Genomic DNA, 17,890 nt, shown 5'->3' on the forward strand with positions numbered 1-17,890 from the left:
TGTGAATATAAGGGATTCATTATGGCTTTTCGTTTTCCACAAATAATACTATTTTTACTGGCAGCCATGTTATTTTGCCCCGGCAGTTATGCTGAGCAAAAGCCGACCGCTGCGCAGGAAGCGCGTAAAACCGCCGTTGAGGTCGCTGTTGAAGGCATGAGTCGCGCCGCCGTTGCGGGTCCGACAAAGATTAGTTTAGGTGATAAAGCCACGCTTAATCTGCCGGAAGGATTTACCTGGATACCCGCAAAAGAAGCGGCGGTATTTATGCGTGAAATTGGTAACTATGTTGACGATGAATATTTTTACGGTCTCGTATTTAAAAAGGAAATGAATGGATTTATTTCTATCGAATATGATGATTCTGGTTATGTAAAAGATGACGATGCAAAAAACTGGGATGCCGATGAATTAATGGATAACCTGCGCAAAGGCACAAAAGAAGCGAATAAAGATCGTATTGCAAAAGGCATTGAGCCGATAGAAATTATTGGCTGGATCGAGAAGCCTACCTACGATGCAACCAATCATCGTCTGATCTGGTCCGCCGCCATCCAGGATATCGGCACCAACGAACCACTGAATGAACAAGGCGTGAACTACAACACCTATCTGCTGGGACGTGAAGGTTATTTTTCTTTAAATCTGGTGACCGACAGAGGTTCTGTTGACCACGAAATCCCTCTGGCGAAAAGAATTCTCAGTTCCGTCAAGTTCAACGCTGGACAACGCTACGCTGACTTCAACGAATCAACGGACAAAATAGCGGAGTATGGGCTCGCCGCGCTGATTGGCGGTATCGCGGCCAAAAAAGTAGGTCTGCTTGCTATGCTCGGTATCGCGCTGCTTAAGTTCTGGAAAGTGACCGCCATCGGCGTCGTCGCTGTCGGGGCGCTCGCCAGGAAGCTACTCTCGCGTAAAAAAGACTGACAGCTCCTGCCCCGTCCGTTTCATTCCCAGGCGCGTAACGCGCCTTTTTTTCGGATAAAAAGCAGAAGCATTCTCAAGCCAGATGATTTGTAATCATTTAATTGATATAAATGCGTAAAATCACCAGTGTGTAAACGATTCCACTAATTTATTACATGTCACACTTTTCGCATCTTTGTTATGCTATGGTTATTCCATACCATAGGCTTAACGGAGCGAATTATGAGAGTATTGGTTACAGGTGGTAGCGGTTACATTGGAAGTCATACCTGCGTACAATTGCTGCAAAATGGTCATGACGTCGTCATCCTCGATAACCTCTGCAACAGCAAGCGCAGCGTGCTGCCCGTTATTGAACGTCTGGGCGGTAAGCACCCGACCTTTGTCGAAGGCGATATTCGCAACGAAGCGCTTATAACCGAAATTCTGCACGATCACGCGATTGATACCGTGATTCACTTTGCCGGCCTGAAAGCCGTCGGCGAATCGGTCGCCAGGCCGCTGGAGTACTATGACAACAACGTCAACGGTACGCTGCGGTTGGTCAGCGCCATGCGTGCGGCCAACGTTAAAAACCTTATTTTTAGCTCCTCCGCCACCGTTTATGGCGATCAGCCCAAAATTCCTTACGTCGAAAGTTTTCCTACCGGCACGCCGCAAAGCCCCTACGGCAAAAGTAAATTGATGGTAGAACAGATCCTCACCGATCTGCAAAAAGCCCAGCCGGAGTGGAGTATTGCGCTGCTGCGTTATTTCAACCCGGTCGGCGCGCACCCGTCGGGCGACATGGGAGAAGATCCGCAAGGTATTCCGAATAACCTGATGCCCTATATCGCCCAGGTCGCCGTGGGTCGTCGCGAATCGCTCGCCGTTTTCGGCAACGATTACCCGACCGAGGATGGCACCGGCGTACGCGATTACATTCACGTTATGGACTTAGCCGACGGGCACGTCGTGGCGATGGAAAAACTGGCGGACAAATCCGGCGTACATATTTATAACCTCGGCGCGGGTGTCGGCAGTAGCGTCCTGGATGTGGTCAACGCCTTTAGTAAAGCCTGCGGTAAACCCATTAATTACCACTTCGCGCCGCGTCGCGACGGCGATCTCCCGGCGTATTGGGCGGATGCCAGCAAAGCCGATCGCGAGCTGAACTGGCGCGTCACCCGCACGCTTGACGAAATGGCGCAGGACACCTGGCACTGGCAGTCACGCCATCCGCAGGGATACCCAGATTAAGGACGTTGTTATGACCCCATTTAATCCCATCGATCATCCGCATCGCCGTTATAACCCGCTTACCGGCCAGTGGGTTCTGGTTTCGCCGCATCGCGCAAAGCGCCCCTGGCAGGGGGCGCAGGAAACGCCGTCTCAGCAAATGCTGCCGGCCCACGATCCCGACTGCTTCCTGTGTGCGGGCAATACGCGTGTCACCGGCGATAAAAATCCCGATTACAAAGGGACTTACGTCTTTACTAACGATTTCGCGGCGCTGATGGCCGATACGCCGGATGCGCCGGACAGCCACGATCCGCTGATGCGCTGTCAGAGCGCGCGCGGCACCAGCCGCGTGATCTGCTTTTCTCCCGATCACAGTAAAACGCTGCCGGAGTTGAGCCTGCCCGCGCTGACGGAAATCGTCAGAACCTGGCAAACGCAGACCGCCGAGTTAGGCAAAACCTATCCGTGGGTGCAGGTCTTTGAAAATAAAGGCGCGGCGATGGGCTGTTCGAACCCGCATCCGCATGGCCAGGTCTGGGCCAACAGCTTCCTGCCGAATGAGGCCGAACGCGAAGATCGTTTACAAAAAGCCTATTTCGCCGAACAGCGTTCGCCAATGCTGGTGGATTATGTCCAGCGAGAACTGGCGGACGGCAGCCGCACCGTGGTCGAAACCGAACACTGGCTGGCGGTGGTGCCTTACTGGGCGGCGTGGCCGTTCGAAACGCTACTGTTACCCAAAACGCATGTCCTGCGCATTACCGATTTAAGCGACGAGCAGCGCGACTCTCTGGCGCTGGCGTTGAAAAAGCTGACCAGTCGTTATGACAACCTGTTTCAGTGTTCCTTCCCCTACTCAATGGGCTGGCACGGCGCGCCGTTTAACGGTGAAGAAAACGCACACTGGCAGTTGCACGCACACTTTTATCCGCCGCTGCTGCGCTCTGCGACCGTCCGTAAATTTATGGTCGGCTATGAAATGCTGGCGGAAACCCAGCGTGATTTAACCGCAGAACAAGCGGCTGAACGCCTGCGCGCGGTCAGCGACATCCATTTTCGCGAATCCGGAGTATAAAAATGAATCTGAAAGAGAAAACGCGCGCGCTGTTTGCTGAAATTTTCGGCTACCCTGCCACCCACACGATTCAGGCGCCAGGCCGCGTCAATCTGATCGGCGAGCACACTGATTACAATGATGGTTTTGTTCTGCCCTGCGCTATCGATTACCAGACCGTAATTAGCTGTGCGCCGCGCGACGATCGTACCGTACGGGTGATTGCCGCCGATTACGACAATCAGGTGGACGAATTTTCACTGGATGCGCCGATCGTGACCCACGATAGCCAGCAGTGGTCTAACTATGTGCGCGGCGTAGTGAAACACCTGCAACAGCGTAACAACGCGTTTGGCGGCGTGGATATGGTCATCAGCGGCAATGTGCCGCAGGGCGCCGGGTTAAGCTCCTCCGCCTCGCTGGAAGTGGCGGTGGGCACCGTCTTCCAGCAGCTTTATCACCTGCCGCTGGACGGCGCGCAAATTGCGCTCAACGGACAAGAGGCCGAGAACCAGTTTGTCGGCTGTAACTGCGGCATTATGGATCAGCTCATCTCTGCGCTCGGCAAAAAAGATCATGCGTTGCTGATTGATTGCCGTACGCTCGGCGCCAAAGCGGTTTCCATGCCGAAAGGTGTCGCCGTGGTGATCATCAATAGTAACTTTAAGCGCACGCTGGTGGGCAGCGAGTATAATACCCGCCGTGAACAGTGCGAAACCGGCGCCCGTTTCTTCCAGCAGCCGGCCCTGCGCGATGTCAGCCTTGAGGCGTTCAATGCCGTCGCCAGCGAACTGGACCCGGTAGTCGCAAAACGCGTTCGCCATGTATTGAGCGAAAATGCGCGCACCGTTGAAGCGGCAAGCGCGCTGGAGAAAGGTGATTTGCAACGTATGGGCCAACTGATGGCGGAGTCCCATGCCTCAATGCGCGATGATTTCGAAATTACCGTCCCGCAGATAGACACGCTGGTAGACATTGTCAAAGCGACCATCGGCGATCGAGGCGGCGTGCGCATGACCGGCGGCGGCTTTGGCGGCTGTGTTGTCGCGCTGATCCCGGAAGATCTGGTTCCCGCTGTTCGGCAGGCCGTTGCGCAACAGTACGAAGCGAAAACCGGAATCAAAGAAACCTTTTATGTATGCAAACCGTCACAAGGAGCAGGACAGTGCTAAATGAAACGCCCGCACTGGCCCCCGATGGTCAACCGTACCGCCTGCTAACCCTGCGCAATAGCGCAGGGATGGTGGTAACGCTGATGGACTGGGGAGCCACTCTTCTTTCCGCCCGTATTCCGCTGTCTGACGGCAGCGTTCGGGAAGCATTGCTGGGCTGCGCCAGCCCGGAACACTACCCTGAACAGACGTCATTCCTCGGCGCCTCTATTGGCCGTTACGCGAACCGTATCGCCAATAGCCGTTATACGTTTGCCGGCGAAACCGTACAGTTAAGCCCAAGCCAGGGCGAGAACCAGCTACACGGCGGACCGGAAGGCTTTGACAAGCGCCGCTGGCAAATTGTGAACCAGAACGATCGCCAGGTATTATTCGCGCTCACCTCTGATGACGGCGACCAGGGCTTTCCTGGCCATCTTTGCGCCACGGCGCAATATCGTCTGACCGATGACAATAGAATCTCCATCACCTACCGGGCGACGGTCGATAAACCCTGTCCGGTGAATTTGACCAACCACGTCTATTTTAATCTGGACGGCGATCGGACCGACGTGCGCCAGCATAAGCTGCAAATTCTGGCGGATGAGTATCTGCCGGTAGATGAATCCGGTATTCCACGCCAGGGGCTAAAATCGGTAGCCAATACCTCGTTTGACTTCCGGATGCCAAAAGTCATTGCCAGCGAGTTTCTCGCCGATGACGATCAGCGCAAGGTTAAAGGCTACGATCATGCTTTCCTGCTACAGACGCAGGGTGATGGCAAAAAGCCGGCGGCCCGTCTGTGGTCACAGGATGGAAAGCTACAAATGATGGTTTACACCACCGCCCCGGCGCTACAGTTTTATTCCGGCAATTATCTGGCGGGTACACCTTCCCGCGGGCCGGAACCTTATGCCGACTGGCAAGGGCTGGCGCTGGAAAGCGAACTGCTGCCGGACAGCCCGAATCATCCTGAATGGCCGCAGCCTGACTGTATCCTTCGCCCTGGCGAGGAGTACGCCAGCCTGACCGAGTATCAGTTTATTCCGTTCTAACGATATGCCGCTACATGCCCGATGACGCAAGCTTATCGGGCCTACGCGCCATTGCCCTGCTCAAACCTCCACCACTTAAAGACAAAATCGCAACTCTGAGTTCACAAGAACCTTACACTGCGCCACTATTTTCGCTATGGTTATGCGTAAGCATTGCCGCCAACACCTCGCGGCAATATAATGAGAATTATTATCATTACATATGATTTATAGGAGTGAGAGTATGGCTGTAACTAAGCTGGTTCTGGTACGTCACGGTGAAAGTCAATGGAACAAAGAGAACCGTTTCACCGGCTGGTATGATGTTGACCTGTCTGAAAAAGGCGTAAGCGAAGCAAAAGCAGCGGGTAAACTGCTAAAAGAAGAAGGTTTCAGCTTTGATTTTGCCTACACTTCCGTACTGAAACGCGCTATCCATACGCTGTGGAACGTACTGGATGAACTGGATCAGGCGTGGCTACCGGTGGAAAAATCCTGGAAACTCAATGAACGTCACTATGGCGCGTTGCAGGGGCTGAATAAAGCGGAAACGGCAGAAAAATATGGTGACGAGCAGGTTAAGCAGTGGCGCCGCGGTTTTGCCGTGACGCCGCCGGAACTGACCAAAGATGATGAGCGTTATCCGGGTCACGATCCACGTTATGCCAAACTGAGCGAGAAAGAGCTGCCGTTGACCGAAAGTCTGGCGCTGACCATCGACCGCGTTATTCCTTACTGGAACGACACCATCCTGCCGCGTATGAAGAGCGGTGAGCGCGTGATCATCGCCGCTCACGGTAACTCATTGCGTGCGCTGGTGAAATACCTGGATAACATGAGTGAAGATGAGATTCTTGAGTTAAACATCCCGACCGGCGTTCCGCTGGTGTATGAGTTCGACGAAAACTTCAAGCCGATCAAACATTACTATCTGGGCAACGCTGACGAGATCGCTGCGAAAGCGGCTGCCGTGGCGAATCAGGGTAAAGCGAAATAATCACCTTTGCCGGATGGCGGTATAACTGCCTTATCCGGCCTACGAGCAATGGGTAGGCCGGATAAGCGCAGCGCCATCAGGCAATATGTCTTAAACAGCGATCACGCCGTCCAGCACCACCTGCAATTTCCCCTGCGAACAGCGCTCCACGCGTCCTCGTACCCGGTACACTTCAGCCAGACGCTCCGCAGTAATCACCGTCTCCGGCGCGCCGCTGGCGACCAGCCTACCGTCTTTTAGCATCAGGACATGGTCACCATGACGCAGTGCAATATTAATGTCATGCGCCACGACTATCGTCACCCTATTTTGCGCCTGGGTATCCCGACGCACGAGATCCATTACGTGAAACTGATAGTTTAAATCCAGCGCGCTGAGCGGCTCATCCAGCAACAGAAGTTCAGGGCGACGAATCAGCGATTGCGCCAGACCCACTAACTGCCGCTGACCGCCGGAAAGCTGGTCGAGATACTGCAACGCCAGATGCGTTATGCCCAATTGCTCAAGGATAGCCAGTATCTGCGCTCTGCCCTGCGCATTGTCTCTGCCGCCTGATGCCCGCAGTACCACGATAATCGACTCCAGTACATGCAGATGTACGCCCTGCGGTAATGACTGCGGCAAAAACACAACTTTCTGCGCCCGCTCGGCAAACGATAACGACATGAGATCTTCGCCATCAAGCAGCGCCTCGCCGTCGGCGTTATTCAGCCCGGCCAGCGAACGTAGTAACGTCGATTTACCACAGCCGTTCGGCCCCAGCAAAATGGTAATTTTCCCGCGCGGCAGTAAGGGAACGTTGAGGTCTGCAATAACTGGCTGAGTGGAATAGCCGGCACTAAATGAGCGGAGCATTAACCCGCGCATCAGAGACTCCCCCGATGTCGCAATACAATGCTTAAAAAGAACGGAACCCCGACCAGCGAGGTGACAATCCCCACCGGCACCATGACGCCCGGAATACTATTTTTCGCCGCAATAGAGGCCAGCGATAACACCAGCCCGCCTATCAGCACGCTGCCCGGAAGGTAGAAACGGTGATCTTCCCCCAAAAGTATTCGCGCAATGTGCGGTGCAACGAGACCAATAAAACCAATCGGCCCGACGAAAGCTACCGCCAGCGCTGATAACAAGCTGATACGCAACAATGACAGCAGGCGTAAACGGCGGACATGAATCCCAAAGCTCATCGCCCTCTCTTCGCCCAGACGTAATGCCGTGAGTTGCCAGGCGCTTCGTAACGCGCAAAAAAGCACAGCAATAAACACCACGGCCAGTACGCCCAATTTTTCCCACGACGCGCGGACCAGGCTCCCCATCGTCCAGAATACCAGCCCCTGCAGCGTATCTTCATCAGCCACAAACTGCATAATGGCGACCAACGCGTTAAAGGTGAATACCAGCGCAATACCGAACAACACCACTCCGGATGCGGCGACGCCTGTCCAACGGGTAATACCGTCCATGAGTAACGCGGATAAAAGCGCAAAGATGAACGCATTGGCCGGGATAAACCAGGTGGCAGGAATACCGGGAATACCGATCCCCAACACAATCGCCAGCGCAGCGCCAAAAGCCGCTGCGGACGATACGCCAAGGGTAAACGGCGTCGCCAGCGGATTATTTAAAATGGTTTGCATTTCGGCGCCCGCTAACCCTAACGCCATGCCCACCAGTAGGGCCATCAGGGCATAGGGTAAACGAATATCCCAGACAATAACGTGTATGCCCGCATTCACCTTTTCCGGTTGAAAAAGCGCCTGCCATAGCGCACTGAGCGGTAAACCAGAAGACCCACAGGTTACATCCACCATCAGTGAAGCCATCATCGCCAACGCAATAGCTAACATGAGCACAGCCCGTTTGCGTATGATCTGGCGATAGCGCGGAATGACGGGCGTGGAAGCGAGAGCGGGGGCTAAAAGTGATTTGTCCTGACAGGTCATGGTTCGGGCTACGTTATTAATCAGAAGAGAATTATAGCGCCGAATTATTTCGTTATATATTTATTTATATTTCGATTGATGACACGGTGGCCTATCTCATCGGTTTCCAATAAATATCCTCCGGCATAGCCCTGTCTCTTGATCAGATCTCCTGATCAAGAGACAGGGCCTGGCTGGGGGTTTTCCATAGACAAAAAAAGCGTGGAGCCATCCACGCTTGAGGCTGCTGACAACGTGTAACCAGGTGGCAATGTTCCAACCACGGACCTACAAAAAGTACGTAATCTGTTGATATTCTCGTTTCGTAAGTCAGGCAAAGCGCTAGCTGCCTCTCGCAGAAATGCCAACACAACAGATAATTGTCAGCAGTCCTCATTTTTCAGTCAGCAAATATCGGTCCGGCAGGGAATTTCGCCAGAAACCCGGTGACGGCCAGCAGCGACCACAGCCCGGGCCACTCAATCTGGCGCTCCCGCAGTTCATCATCCAGCGTCATAAGCGCAAACTCACCTTTATCGCCCAGCACGCCGCCCTGCCAGAGCAGCCGCTGCGCCTGCTGCCGCGCCCAGGGGGAATCGCTCTTCCAGGCCAGCAGGTGCAGCAGAGCCTGCTGCAGGCAGACACCGTGAGAATGTTGATCCCGCAACAGCCGCCGGTAAACCGGCAGCGATATGCTGCGCACGGTATAAAAACCGCTGCGGGTTTCGCTGTCAACATCTGCCATGCCAGCACAGAACTGACTGGCCAGGTCACATAAACGATTGTGCGTCAGCGGCTGGCGCAGGGCATCCAGACGACCTGCTGCGGCACACAGCAGCCCGCTCCTTTGCCGTTCTTGTGGCAGCGAATCAGGCAAAACCGCTACCGTTTCAGCCGCCCCGGCCTGCGCATGCTGTACGCCCGCGTCATAACAACGGACAAAGAAATCATGGCTGCCACGGACGATTGACGGGTGCGCCAGCAGATTCAGCGCCGGGTGCAGTTGTTCAAGCTCGTCCAGTGACGCCAGCGTGTAATTGACAACCACATCTTTTGTCGATGCCCGGCCTTCCGGACGAAATGCTATGGTTTCATTCATCAAAGTCTCCTTATGGGACATTCCCGGAGGCGATGCTGCGCATCTGTCCGGGCTACAGATCCATGCAATCCGGTAGCCCGGACAGGCGCAACGCGCCGCCTCCGGGAAAGGAACAGATTTACATCGCCAGCACGTACTTCAGCATCACCCCGGCGGCTATCGCCGAGCCAATCACCCCCGCCACGTTCGGCCCCATCGCGTGCATCAGCAGGAAGTTCTGCGGGTCTGATTCCAGCCCCACTTTGTTCGATACGCGGGCTGCCATCGGCACCGCCGACACCCCCGCCGAACCGATAAGCGGGTTGATTTTGTTCTTACTGCACAGGTTCATCAGCTTCGCCATCAGTACCCCGGCCGCCGTCCCGATACCAAAGGCAACCACCCCCAGCAGCAGAATGCCCAGCGTCTGCGGCTGCAGGAACTTGTCCGCCACCAGCTTCGCGCCCACCGACAGTCCGAGGAAGATGGTGACGATATTAATCAGCCCGTTCTGTACCGTGTCGCTCAGACGCTCCACCACGCCGCTTTCACGCATCAGATTGCCAAAGCAGAACATCCCCAGCAGCGGCGCGGCGTCCGGCAGCAGCAGCGCCACCAGCAGTAACAGCACCACCGGAAAGAGGATTTTTTCCCGCTTACTCACCGTGCGCAGCTGCACCATGCGGATTTTGCGCTCCGTCTCCGTGGTCAGCGCCTTCATAATCGGCGGCTGGATTAACGGCACCAGCGCCATATACGAGTACGCCGCCACCGCGATGGCCCCCAGCAGCTCCGGCGCCAGTTTGCCCGACAGATAAATCGCCGTCGGGCCGTCCGCGCCGCCGATAATGCCGATGGCCGCCGCCTGCGGCAGGGTGAAGGCAATCAGGCCGAAGTAGTTCAGCGTCAGCGCCCCCAGCACGGTGGCGAAGATGCCGAACTGCGCCGCCGCGCCGAGCAGCAGGGTGCGCGGATTCGCCAGCAGCGGGCCGAAGTCGGTCATCGCGCCCACACCCATAAAGATGACCAGCGGCGCGACACCGGAGCCAATCGCCACTTTATAGAACAGCGCCAGCACCCCCGGCGTGTAGCCCATGTCCACCGCCAGGTTCTCCATCTGGCTCTGGACGGAGGGCAGCGCCAGCGCTAATGCCTCTTTAATGGCGTGCACGTCCGGCGCGCAGTTAAGCTTCGCGGCAATCACCGCCAGCTGCCCGGCGTCGTGATGCGCCAGCAGGCTCTCCAGCGCGGTCAGCGCCATGCCCGCTTCCGGGATATTGGAGAGCAGGCCGCCGAAGCCAATCGGCAGCAACAACAACGGCTCGAACTTCTTCGCTATCGCCAGCCACAGCAGCAGCAGGCTGACCAGCAGCATGATGGCCTGGCCTGCGCCAAGGTGCATCAGCCCCATGCCCTGAAGCAGGGCGTTCAGACTTTCCATTTCAGTTCTCCGTTACGCCAGCGTCATCAGGGTGTCGCCCACGGAGACCGCGTCCCCGGACTTCACCGCGATGCCGCGTACCGTCCCGGCCTGCGCGGCGCGGATTTCGGTTTCCATCTTCATGGCTTCCAGAATCAGCAGCACGTCGCCTTCGGCCACCGTCTGGCCTTCGGTGGCAATCACCTTCCAGATGTTGCCCGCCAGCGGCGCGGTGACCGGTGTGCCGGCGCCTGCCGGGGCGGTGGCAGGAGCAGAAGAGGCAGCAGGTGCAGCCGCAGTGAGCTGGCTGATATCGCCGCCGTCGCTGACCTTCACCACAAAGGCTTTGCCTTCCACTTCGACGGTGTAGATACCGGAGGCGGCAGGCTTCTCTGCTTTTGCCACCGGCTGCACGGCTTCCGCCTGCGGCAGTGGCTCAAACGCCGCCGGATTATTGCGGTTCTCAAGGAATTTGAGGCCGATTTGCGGGAACAGCGCCACGGTGAGGACGTCGTCGATGGCGTTTTCCGCAAGCTGAATGCCCTTCTCCTGCGCCTGGCGCCTGACGTCCGCTTCCAGTTCAGCCAGTTCCGGCTTCAGCAGGTCCGCCGGGCGGCAGGTCACCGGAGCGCCCCCGTCCAGCACGCGGGCCTGCAGTGCCGCGTTTACCGGCACCGGAGTGTGGCCGTATTCGCCTTTCAGAATGCCAGCGGTTTCTTTGGCAATGGTTTTGTAGCGCTCGCCGGTCAGGACGTTGAGCACCGCCTGGGTGCCGACAATCTGCGAGGTCGGGGTCACCAGCGGGATAAAGCCGAGGTCCTCGCGCACGCGGGGGATTTCCGCCAGCACCTGGTCGAGTTTGTCCGCCGCGTTCTGCTGCTTCAGCTGGCTTTCGAGGTTAGTGAGCATTCCGCCCGGCACCTGGGCCACGAGGATACGGCTGTCGTAGCCCTTCAGCTGGCCTTCAAAGGCGTGATACTTTTTGCGCACCTCGCGGAAGTATGCGGCGATATTTTCCAGCTTCAGGATATCCAGCCCGGTGTCGTGCTCAGTACCTGCCAACGTCGCCACCAGCGCTTCGGTGGCCGGGTGGCCGTAGGTGGCGCTCATGGAGGAAATTGCCGTGTCCACGCCGTCAACACCCGCCTCGATAGCCTTCAGCAGGGCCATCTCCGCCATCCCGGTGGTGGCGTGACAGTGCAGGTGCAGGCGCACCTCAAAACGTTTTTTGATTTCGCTCACCAGCTCATACGCCGCCATCGGAGTGAGAATGCCGGACATATCCTTGATGGCAATCGAGTCGACGCCGGTCTCTAACAGCTGTTCGGTTAAGTCCAGCCAGGTCTGCAGCGTGTGCGCCGGGCTGGTGGTGTAACTCAGGGTCCCCTGGGCGTGCGCGCCGTGGCTGCGCACCGCCTGCAGGGCGGCTTTCATATTGCGCGGGTCGTTCATGGCATCGAAGACGCGGAACACGTCCATGCCGTTTTTCACCGCGCGTTCGACGAAGCGTTCCACCACGTCGTCGGCGTAATGGCGGTAGCCGAGCAGGTTCTGGCCGCGCAGCAGCATCTGCAGCGGGGTTTTGGGCATGGCTTTTTTGAGTTCGCGCAGGCGCAGCCACGGGTCCTCGCCGAGGAAACGGATGCAGGCGTCAAAGGTGGCGCCGCCCCAGCATTCGAGGGAGCCGTAGCCCACGTCGTCGAGCTGAGCGGCAATCGGCAGCATGTCGTCAAGGCGCAGGCGGGTGGCGAACAGGGACTGGTGGGCGTCACGCAGGACGACGTCGGTAATGGCAATGGTCATGGATTCCTCCGTAAATTAAGGGTTAAGGCGGCGATGGTGGTGGATAGCGGCGGCAATCACCGGCTTGAGGCGGGCAAAGTCGTCAGCGGGCGCGGCGGCGGCAGGTGCCGCCTTCGGTACCGGGACCGGTTCAGGAAAGAAACGGTTGACGGCGGCGGACATGCCGCGGATGGCGAAAATCAGCAGGAACAGAAACGCCAGCACGAACCCCATGCCGAGGAACATCAGAGTGAAGCCTTCACCTAATAGCACCGAACTATTCATAATAAAGTCTCAAATTTAATAATCTAAAATAGAAAAGTAATATCAGGCATTAATAGAAGGGATAAAATACCGGTAGTAAAATCATACTAACGATAAAACAAACCAAACTAATCGCCAATCCGGGTTTTAAGAAATCTTTAAATTTAACATTCCCCGGGCCAATAATCATTGAGTTTGCTGGAATAGCCATTGGGGTACAAACAGCAACACTACTCGCAATAAAAACAGCAATAACAACTGCACGAGGGTCTGCGCCAATAGACTGTGCGATAGTCCACCCTACCGGGCATAACAACGTACATGCTGCAGTGTTACTCATAACTTGAGTCAAAGCCCATGTAAGTATCCACAATGATGCCATAATAATCATAACGCCAGAATCTCCGGTTACTGAAATAACGGCATTGGCAATCATTTCTCCAGCACCAGTAGAATTAAGCGCGGCTCCTAAAGGCATCATAAACGCAAGCATGAAAACAGTTAGCGTTTCAAAAGAATTAAAAGTTTCCTTTTGTGTCAAAACGCCAGCAAATACAAGAACAATAGCCGCACAACACGCAATAATATGCATTGGAGGCAGAAACTTAATATAATCAGTTGCCACCATTCCAGCGATAGCCAGGATAAAAACGGCTAAAGTTAAATTTCTATGCCAAGCCGGAATTTGGCTATAATCCATTTGAGAATCAGATTGTGTATTTCCCTCACGATCTGCGATGAGTTTTGAACCGAAGAAATAGAGAAATATAGAGCATGCAATCAGCAAAGGAATACCAATTTTAGCGTATTCGAAAAATGGCACCGACAGACTTCCCTTACTAAAAGTTTCAATAGTATTTTTAGCAATCAGATTTCCTGGCGAACCGATAATAGAAATATCAGCACCGATTGTTGCCCCAAAAACCAGAGGCATAAGAAGTTTAATAGGCTTAATCTGACTACTGGCGGCAATACCTAAAACAATAGGAATTAGCACAGCAACTGTTCCGCTATTAGAAACAAAGGCAGACATAACTCCACCAATAAGAAAAATCAATACACTAAGGCTTCTTTCTGTTTTAGCATATTTTAGTAAAATTTTACTTGATTGCCATGCCAAACCTGTTTTAAAAAATGCCGCACCGAGTACACACATGGCGACGATAAGAATAACATTCGCATTTACGATTGAAGCAAAAATATCCTTAGCATCGATAACACCGGTAAAATAAAGTGCCATTGGGACCATAAATGCAACTAATCCCATAGGAAGACGATCGCTAACAAAGATAATTATTGCAACCACTAAAACCAACAAAGTAATAATCGCTGGTGACATGTATAGTCCTTATATTATTAGGGTACAAAAACAACTCATTACAGTCATGAATACAACTGCAACAAGCATAAATCACATGTTATACTAAAATTACATCTAATTAATTTCTATTGAGAAAGAATACACTCACATAAATAACAACACTTACCCGACAAAGGCATAACATATTCTTACTGCTTTTGTTTCTGTTTAATCAAATAATTTCCTCTTAAAATCTGTCTGTGTATAATGCTACTTATATAAATGAAACTCATCCAATGCTAATAAGGTTGCAGCTTATGCAATATCGGCATCACCTCGAACTAACATGGCTCGAAGACTGTCTGGCTCTAAAAGAAACGTTGAATTTCTCAAAAGCGTCTGCCTCAAGATATGTGACTCAACCCGCATTTAGTCGTCGGATACAATCTCTCGAAGAATGGGTGGGTACGCCCCTTTTTGAAAGAAGTAAACGGGGAGTCACCCTTACCAAGGCCGGAGAAGTATTTACAGACCAGCTTCCCGAACTGATCCACTCCTTGTACACATTGAAAAGTGATACCCTTGAGGCCGCAGGTAATAAACAACCCAGTCTTGTTTTTTCAGCAACGCATGCTTTGTCTTTCTCTTTTGTACCGCATTTGTTAAAACAGAGTGATAAAATTGCAAAATTTGGTTCATTTCGTCTTTTATCTGACTCATTGAATGCGTGCGAAAAAATGATGCGGCAGGGAGATTCACAATTTTTGCTGTGTCACCATCACCCACATATGCATCTAAATTTAAATAAAAATAACTTTATGAACATTCGTCTTGGGTTTGATACATTAATTCCATTCAGTAAACCAGACTCAGAAACGTTAAAACCGTTGTGGAATATAAATAATAAGACTCAATTCCCTTACCTTTCTTTTTCATCACAATCAGGTCTGGGAAGAATAATAGCAAATACAGCGTCTATTAACAGAATTACCCATAATATAAATGTTGCCTTTGTGGCCGATCTGGCAGCAACACTATTGGCAATGGTCAGATCTGGCGACGGTGTTGCCTGGATACCTCAAAGCCTTGCCAGGCAAGATATAGAGGCTAAAACTATTGTTACTGCAGCGGAAAAAGAAAGCAATTTATGGGTCCCCATAGAAATAAGACTTTATAGACCAGCCAAGAGAATGCCTCCAGATGCCGAAGAGCTATGGGAAATTTTTGTTGAAGAACAAATATAATTATTTAATTGTAAAATGTTCTTTAATATAATCCTCAATAAATTTAATTAATGCTCTGGTTGCATATGATAAATATTTATCTTTCTTCCAGGCCAAACCAATCGTAACATAAGTCGGCTCAGTCATGGCCTTGGTTATTACTTTTTCGGCTTTAAGATCGACAGCGTCCAAAATGAAAGAAATTCCTTCATTTTTAGCAACCAGATCTATGTTGGTTTGAACCCTGTTTGATGATAGAAAAATATGTGTATGAATTCCTCGCTTTGTACATTCTTCAATAATCGTTTTTCTATGCCAGGAATCTTTTTTCATTAGTATCAATGGCTCATATTGTAGATCTTCCCAATCGATACTATCCTTTTTTGCCAGAGGATGTTTATCTGACATACATACCACGTGCTGCTGAGTCATTAATGGTACCGTAACTAATTCTTTTGGACAGTCATTAATAATAACAATAGCAAGATCCAGCTCTCCAGCAGAAAGTTTATCATGTAAACCAAAAGTCCCCTCTTCAACAAGAGAGAGTTCCATCTCTGGATAAATCTCTCGGAAATGCTTGAAGAGCGGTGAAAAAAGAAACAAACTTATCATCGGTGGGATCCCCAAAGTTACTATGCCACCATTTTCATTACGATAATCTTTCATTTCCGCTACGCTATTTTTTAACGCAATAAGGATAGGTTCAATTTTTTGTAAGAAAAACATGCCCTCCTCAGTAAGGACAAGTTTATTTTTCTTTCTATCAAATAATGTCACCCCTAATTCAGTCTCTAACTTCTTAATAGCAATGGTGATATTAGGTTGAGAAACAAAATGCCGCTCAGCAACTCTGGTTAAGTTACCTAACAAAGAAGCGCTTACAAAATATTCTAATTGTCTAATTTCCATCTATTTTCCACTACTATAAATAAAATTTATCATTTAATAAAAATAACATATTTCCTTCCTACAATGAATACGAATATCATGAAAATGTGATCAATGGATAAAACAATGCAACATAGCACTGGAGGGAGTATGAGTCGTATATTAAATACAGAAATTATCATTCCGGTTATCGAAAAACTTGTAAAAAAAGCTTGTTATGAACTGGATGATAATCTCATGTGTTCTTTTCGTAAAGCATATGATAAAGAAGAGTCAAAGATCGGCAAGGAAACCATTAAGATATTAATTGATAATGGAGAGTATGCAAAAAAAGAACAACTTGCATGCTGCCATGATACCGGCACTTGTATCGTTATAATGGAAATTGGACAACATGTATGCTGGGAAGGTAAGCCGCTTAAAGATCAGGTGAACCAGGGTGTTCGCCAGGGCTATGAAAATGGATACTTAAGAAAATCCATGGTTGCAGATCCATTAGAACGTATTAATACTAATGATAATACTCCTGCAATTTTACATACTGAAATTGTTGATGGTGACCGAGTGACAATTACCGTTATGCCAAAGGGCGGCGGTAGCGAAAATATGGGAACTTTTAAAACATTGCTTCCCGGCGATGGTATTGATGGTATAAAAGATTTTGTTCTGGAAACTGTCCGTCGTGTAGGAGGCAATCCATGCCCTCCTTATATTATTGGTATCGGCGTTGGCGGTACAATGGATCACTGTTCGTGGATGGCGAAGAAAGCATTATTACGCCCTCTTGGTGAGTTCAATGCTAAGCCACTTTATGCCCAGCTCGAAGCTGAATTATTAGAGGCCGTGAATAATACAGGGATCGGCCCTTTAGGTATGGGCGGGCGTATTACGGCGTTAGGCGTGCATGTCGATTACTATCCTTGCCATATCACTGCACTGCCAGTCGCAATCAATTTCCAATGTAATGCAAGCCGCCACGCTAGTGAAATCATTTAATACCTGGAGAAGCTATGATGGAATTAACATTACCATTGACTAAAGAGAAAGCGAAAACTCTTAAGGTCGGCGATATATTATTTCTCACTGGATTTGCTTACACCTGCCGTGACGCCGCGCATAAAAAAATCGAAGTAGCGCTTAGTAACGGAGAAAAATCACCAGTCGATTTTCAAAACCAAACGATTTACTATGCTGGCCCCTGCCCTGCCAGACCTGGTTTACCTATTGGCTCCAACGGTCCTACAACGGCCGCGCGTATGGACCCATTTGTAGAAATGATGTTTCAACAAGGGGCAACTGCGTTTCTTGGCAAAGGCGATCGTGCTGATTATGTCGCTGAGCTTTGTAAAAAATACGGTGGGGTTTCGCTACTCGGGATTGGAGGAGCGTCTGCAATTAATACAAAACATGTTAAATCAGTAGAAATTGTTGCCTACGAAGAATTAGGAACAGAATCCATTAAGAAGTTATATTTTGACCGCTATAGAGTCATTGTAGGAATTGATTCGGAAGGAAATACCCTCCAGAAGCAGGAAGTACCTAAGTACGCCAAATAATAATACATTAATATTGGCAATATCGGTCCGGTAGGCTGTTACCGGACCGATATGTTTTCTATCC

General features: G+C 51.5%; 17 protein-coding genes. 9 read left to right on the forward strand and 8 right to left on the reverse strand.

Annotated elements, in window-relative coordinates; genetic code table 11:
• Positions 1 to 21 precede the first annotated feature (21 nt).
• The 6 genes from K8W53_RS15145 to gpmA all read left to right on the forward strand — a co-directional run bounded on the left by K8W53_RS15145 (position 22) and on the right by gpmA (position 6,387).
• Positions 22 to 930, forward strand: coding sequence for a DUF2167 domain-containing protein (locus tag K8W53_RS15145; protein WP_000885519.1), 909 nt, complete (start codon positions 22 to 24; stop codon positions 928 to 930).
• 222 nt (positions 931 to 1,152) lie between these two features.
• On the forward strand, positions 1,153 to 2,169 hold the full coding sequence (gene galE / locus K8W53_RS15150) for a UDP-glucose 4-epimerase GalE (RefSeq protein WP_001265465.1): 1,017 nt from the start codon (positions 1,153 to 1,155) through the stop codon (positions 2,167 to 2,169).
• A 10-nt stretch (positions 2,170 to 2,179) separates the two neighbouring features.
• The gene (gene galT, locus K8W53_RS15155) at positions 2,180 to 3,226 is read left to right on the forward strand and encodes a galactose-1-phosphate uridylyltransferase (protein ID WP_000187473.1); all 1,047 of its coding nucleotides are present in this window, start codon (positions 2,180 to 2,182) and stop codon (positions 3,224 to 3,226) included.
• Between the two features lie 2 nt (positions 3,227 to 3,228).
• Positions 3,229 to 4,377 carry a galactokinase gene (gene galK, locus K8W53_RS15160; RefSeq protein WP_001049367.1) on the forward strand — a complete coding sequence of 383 codons (1,149 nt, stop codon included), beginning with the start codon at positions 3,229 to 3,231 and terminating at the stop codon, positions 4,375 to 4,377.
• Complete coding sequence (gene galM, locus K8W53_RS15165) at positions 4,371 to 5,411, forward strand: galactose-1-epimerase (RefSeq protein ID WP_000931428.1); 1,041 nt, start codon at positions 4,371 to 4,373, stop codon at positions 5,409 to 5,411. The genes galK and galM overlap by 7 nt, the downstream gene beginning before the upstream one ends.
• Before the next feature lie 223 nt (positions 5,412 to 5,634).
• Positions 5,635 to 6,387 carry a 2,3-diphosphoglycerate-dependent phosphoglycerate mutase gene (gpmA, locus tag K8W53_RS15170; RefSeq protein ID WP_000301554.1) on the forward strand — a complete coding sequence of 251 codons (753 nt, stop codon included), beginning with the start codon at positions 5,635 to 5,637 and terminating at the stop codon, positions 6,385 to 6,387.
• Positions 6,388 to 6,477: 90 nt separating this feature from the next.
• Here the strand turns inward: gpmA and K8W53_RS15175 are convergent, their stop codons facing one another.
• The 7 genes from K8W53_RS15175 to K8W53_RS15205 form a co-directional block, all read right to left on the reverse strand.
• The gene (locus K8W53_RS15175) at positions 6,478 to 7,254 is read right to left on the reverse strand and encodes an ABC transporter ATP-binding protein (RefSeq protein WP_001214710.1); all 777 of its coding nucleotides are present in this window, start codon (positions 7,252 to 7,254) and stop codon (positions 6,478 to 6,480) included.
• Positions 7,254 to 8,333: a FecCD family ABC transporter permease gene (locus tag K8W53_RS15180; RefSeq protein WP_052939220.1), complete on the reverse strand. Its 1,080-nt coding sequence runs from the start codon at positions 8,331 to 8,333 to the stop codon at positions 7,254 to 7,256. The genes K8W53_RS15175 and K8W53_RS15180 overlap by 1 nt, the downstream gene beginning before the upstream one ends.
• Positions 8,334 to 8,712: 379 nt before the next feature.
• Positions 8,713 to 9,411: a triphosphoribosyl-dephospho-CoA synthase gene (locus K8W53_RS15185; protein ID WP_001005993.1), complete on the reverse strand. Its 699-nt coding sequence runs from the start codon at positions 9,409 to 9,411 to the stop codon at positions 8,713 to 8,715.
• Positions 9,412 to 9,529: 118 nt separating this feature from the next.
• Positions 9,530 to 10,831, reverse strand: coding sequence for an oxalacetate decarboxylase subunit beta (locus tag K8W53_RS15190; protein ID WP_023205680.1), 1,302 nt, complete (start codon positions 10,829 to 10,831; stop codon positions 9,530 to 9,532).
• Between the two features lie 12 nt (positions 10,832 to 10,843).
• Positions 10,844 to 12,613: a sodium-extruding oxaloacetate decarboxylase subunit alpha gene (oadA, locus tag K8W53_RS15195; RefSeq protein WP_052938531.1), complete on the reverse strand. Its 1,770-nt coding sequence runs from the start codon at positions 12,611 to 12,613 to the stop codon at positions 10,844 to 10,846.
• Between the two features lie 15 nt (positions 12,614 to 12,628).
• A complete protein-coding gene (locus tag K8W53_RS15200) occupies positions 12,629 to 12,877 on the reverse strand; it encodes an oxaloacetate decarboxylase subunit gamma (protein ID WP_001089087.1) in 249 nt (82 codons plus the stop codon).
• A gap of 49 nt (positions 12,878 to 12,926) precedes the next feature.
• Positions 12,927 to 14,195, reverse strand: a complete 1,269-nt coding sequence (locus K8W53_RS15205) for an SLC13 family permease (protein WP_023195908.1) — start codon at positions 14,193 to 14,195, stop codon at positions 12,927 to 12,929.
• A 221-nt stretch (positions 14,196 to 14,416) separates the two neighbouring features.
• Here K8W53_RS15205 and K8W53_RS15210 point away from each other — a divergent pair, with 221 nt between their 5' ends.
• Positions 14,417 to 15,400 carry a LysR family transcriptional regulator gene (locus K8W53_RS15210; RefSeq protein ID WP_000282118.1) on the forward strand — a complete coding sequence of 328 codons (984 nt, stop codon included), beginning with the start codon at positions 14,417 to 14,419 and terminating at the stop codon, positions 15,398 to 15,400.
• On the opposite strand, the gene K8W53_RS15215 is transcribed toward K8W53_RS15210, so the two are convergent.
• Positions 15,401 to 16,291, reverse strand: a complete 891-nt coding sequence (locus tag K8W53_RS15215) for a LysR family transcriptional regulator (protein ID WP_000405927.1) — start codon at positions 16,289 to 16,291, stop codon at positions 15,401 to 15,403. It lies immediately after the preceding gene.
• A gap of 129 nt (positions 16,292 to 16,420) precedes the next feature.
• On the opposite strand from K8W53_RS15215, the gene K8W53_RS15220 reads away from it, so the two are divergent.
• Both K8W53_RS15220 and K8W53_RS15225 read left to right on the forward strand, forming a co-directional pair.
• Positions 16,421 to 17,266, forward strand: a complete 846-nt coding sequence (locus tag K8W53_RS15220; protein WP_000086831.1) for a fumarate hydratase — start codon at positions 16,421 to 16,423, stop codon at positions 17,264 to 17,266.
• A 14-nt stretch (positions 17,267 to 17,280) separates the two neighbouring features.
• Positions 17,281 to 17,826 carry a FumA C-terminus/TtdB family hydratase beta subunit gene (locus tag K8W53_RS15225; protein ID WP_000970374.1) on the forward strand — a complete coding sequence of 182 codons (546 nt, stop codon included), beginning with the start codon at positions 17,281 to 17,283 and terminating at the stop codon, positions 17,824 to 17,826.
• Positions 17,827 to 17,890 lie beyond the last annotated feature (64 nt).

The sequence above is a fragment of the Salmonella sp. A29-2 genome, from assembly GCF_020150755.1.
Classification (GTDB): domain Bacteria; phylum Pseudomonadota; class Gammaproteobacteria; order Enterobacterales; family Enterobacteriaceae; genus Salmonella; species Salmonella enterica.

Bases quoted from the DNA above. Each gene is read 5' to 3' on its own strand.
- K8W53_RS15145 (WP_000885519.1), top strand. From the start codon at position 22: ATGGCTTTTCGTTTTCCACAAATAATACTATTTTTACTGGCAGCCATG.
- galE (WP_001265465.1), top strand. From the start codon at position 1,153: ATGAGAGTATTGGTTACAGGTGGTAGCGGTTACATTGGAAGTCATACC.
- galT (WP_000187473.1), top strand. From the start codon at position 2,180: ATGACCCCATTTAATCCCATCGATCATCCGCATCGCCGTTATAACCCG.
- galK (WP_001049367.1), top strand. From the start codon at position 3,229: ATGAATCTGAAAGAGAAAACGCGCGCGCTGTTTGCTGAAATTTTCGGC.
- gpmA (WP_000301554.1), top strand. From the start codon at position 5,635: ATGGCTGTAACTAAGCTGGTTCTGGTACGTCACGGTGAAAGTCAATGG.
- K8W53_RS15175 (WP_001214710.1), bottom strand. From the start codon at position 7,254: ATGCGCGGGTTAATGCTCCGCTCATTTAGTGCCGGCTATTCCACTCAG.
- K8W53_RS15180 (WP_052939220.1), bottom strand. From the start codon at position 8,333: ATGACCTGTCAGGACAAATCACTTTTAGCCCCCGCTCTCGCTTCCACG.
- K8W53_RS15185 (WP_001005993.1), bottom strand. From the start codon at position 9,411: ATGAATGAAACCATAGCATTTCGTCCGGAAGGCCGGGCATCGACAAAA.
- K8W53_RS15190 (WP_023205680.1), bottom strand. From the start codon at position 10,831: ATGGAAAGTCTGAACGCCCTGCTTCAGGGCATGGGGCTGATGCACCTT.
- oadA (WP_052938531.1), bottom strand. From the start codon at position 12,613: ATGACCATTGCCATTACCGACGTCGTCCTGCGTGACGCCCACCAGTCC.
- K8W53_RS15200 (WP_001089087.1), bottom strand. From the start codon at position 12,877: ATGAATAGTTCGGTGCTATTAGGTGAAGGCTTCACTCTGATGTTCCTC.
- K8W53_RS15205 (WP_023195908.1), bottom strand. From the start codon at position 14,195: ATGTCACCAGCGATTATTACTTTGTTGGTTTTAGTGGTTGCAATAATT.
- K8W53_RS15215 (WP_000405927.1), bottom strand. From the start codon at position 16,291: ATGGAAATTAGACAATTAGAATATTTTGTAAGCGCTTCTTTGTTAGGT.
- K8W53_RS15220 (WP_000086831.1), top strand. From the start codon at position 16,421: ATGAGTCGTATATTAAATACAGAAATTATCATTCCGGTTATCGAAAAA.
- K8W53_RS15225 (WP_000970374.1), top strand. From the start codon at position 17,281: ATGATGGAATTAACATTACCATTGACTAAAGAGAAAGCGAAAACTCTT.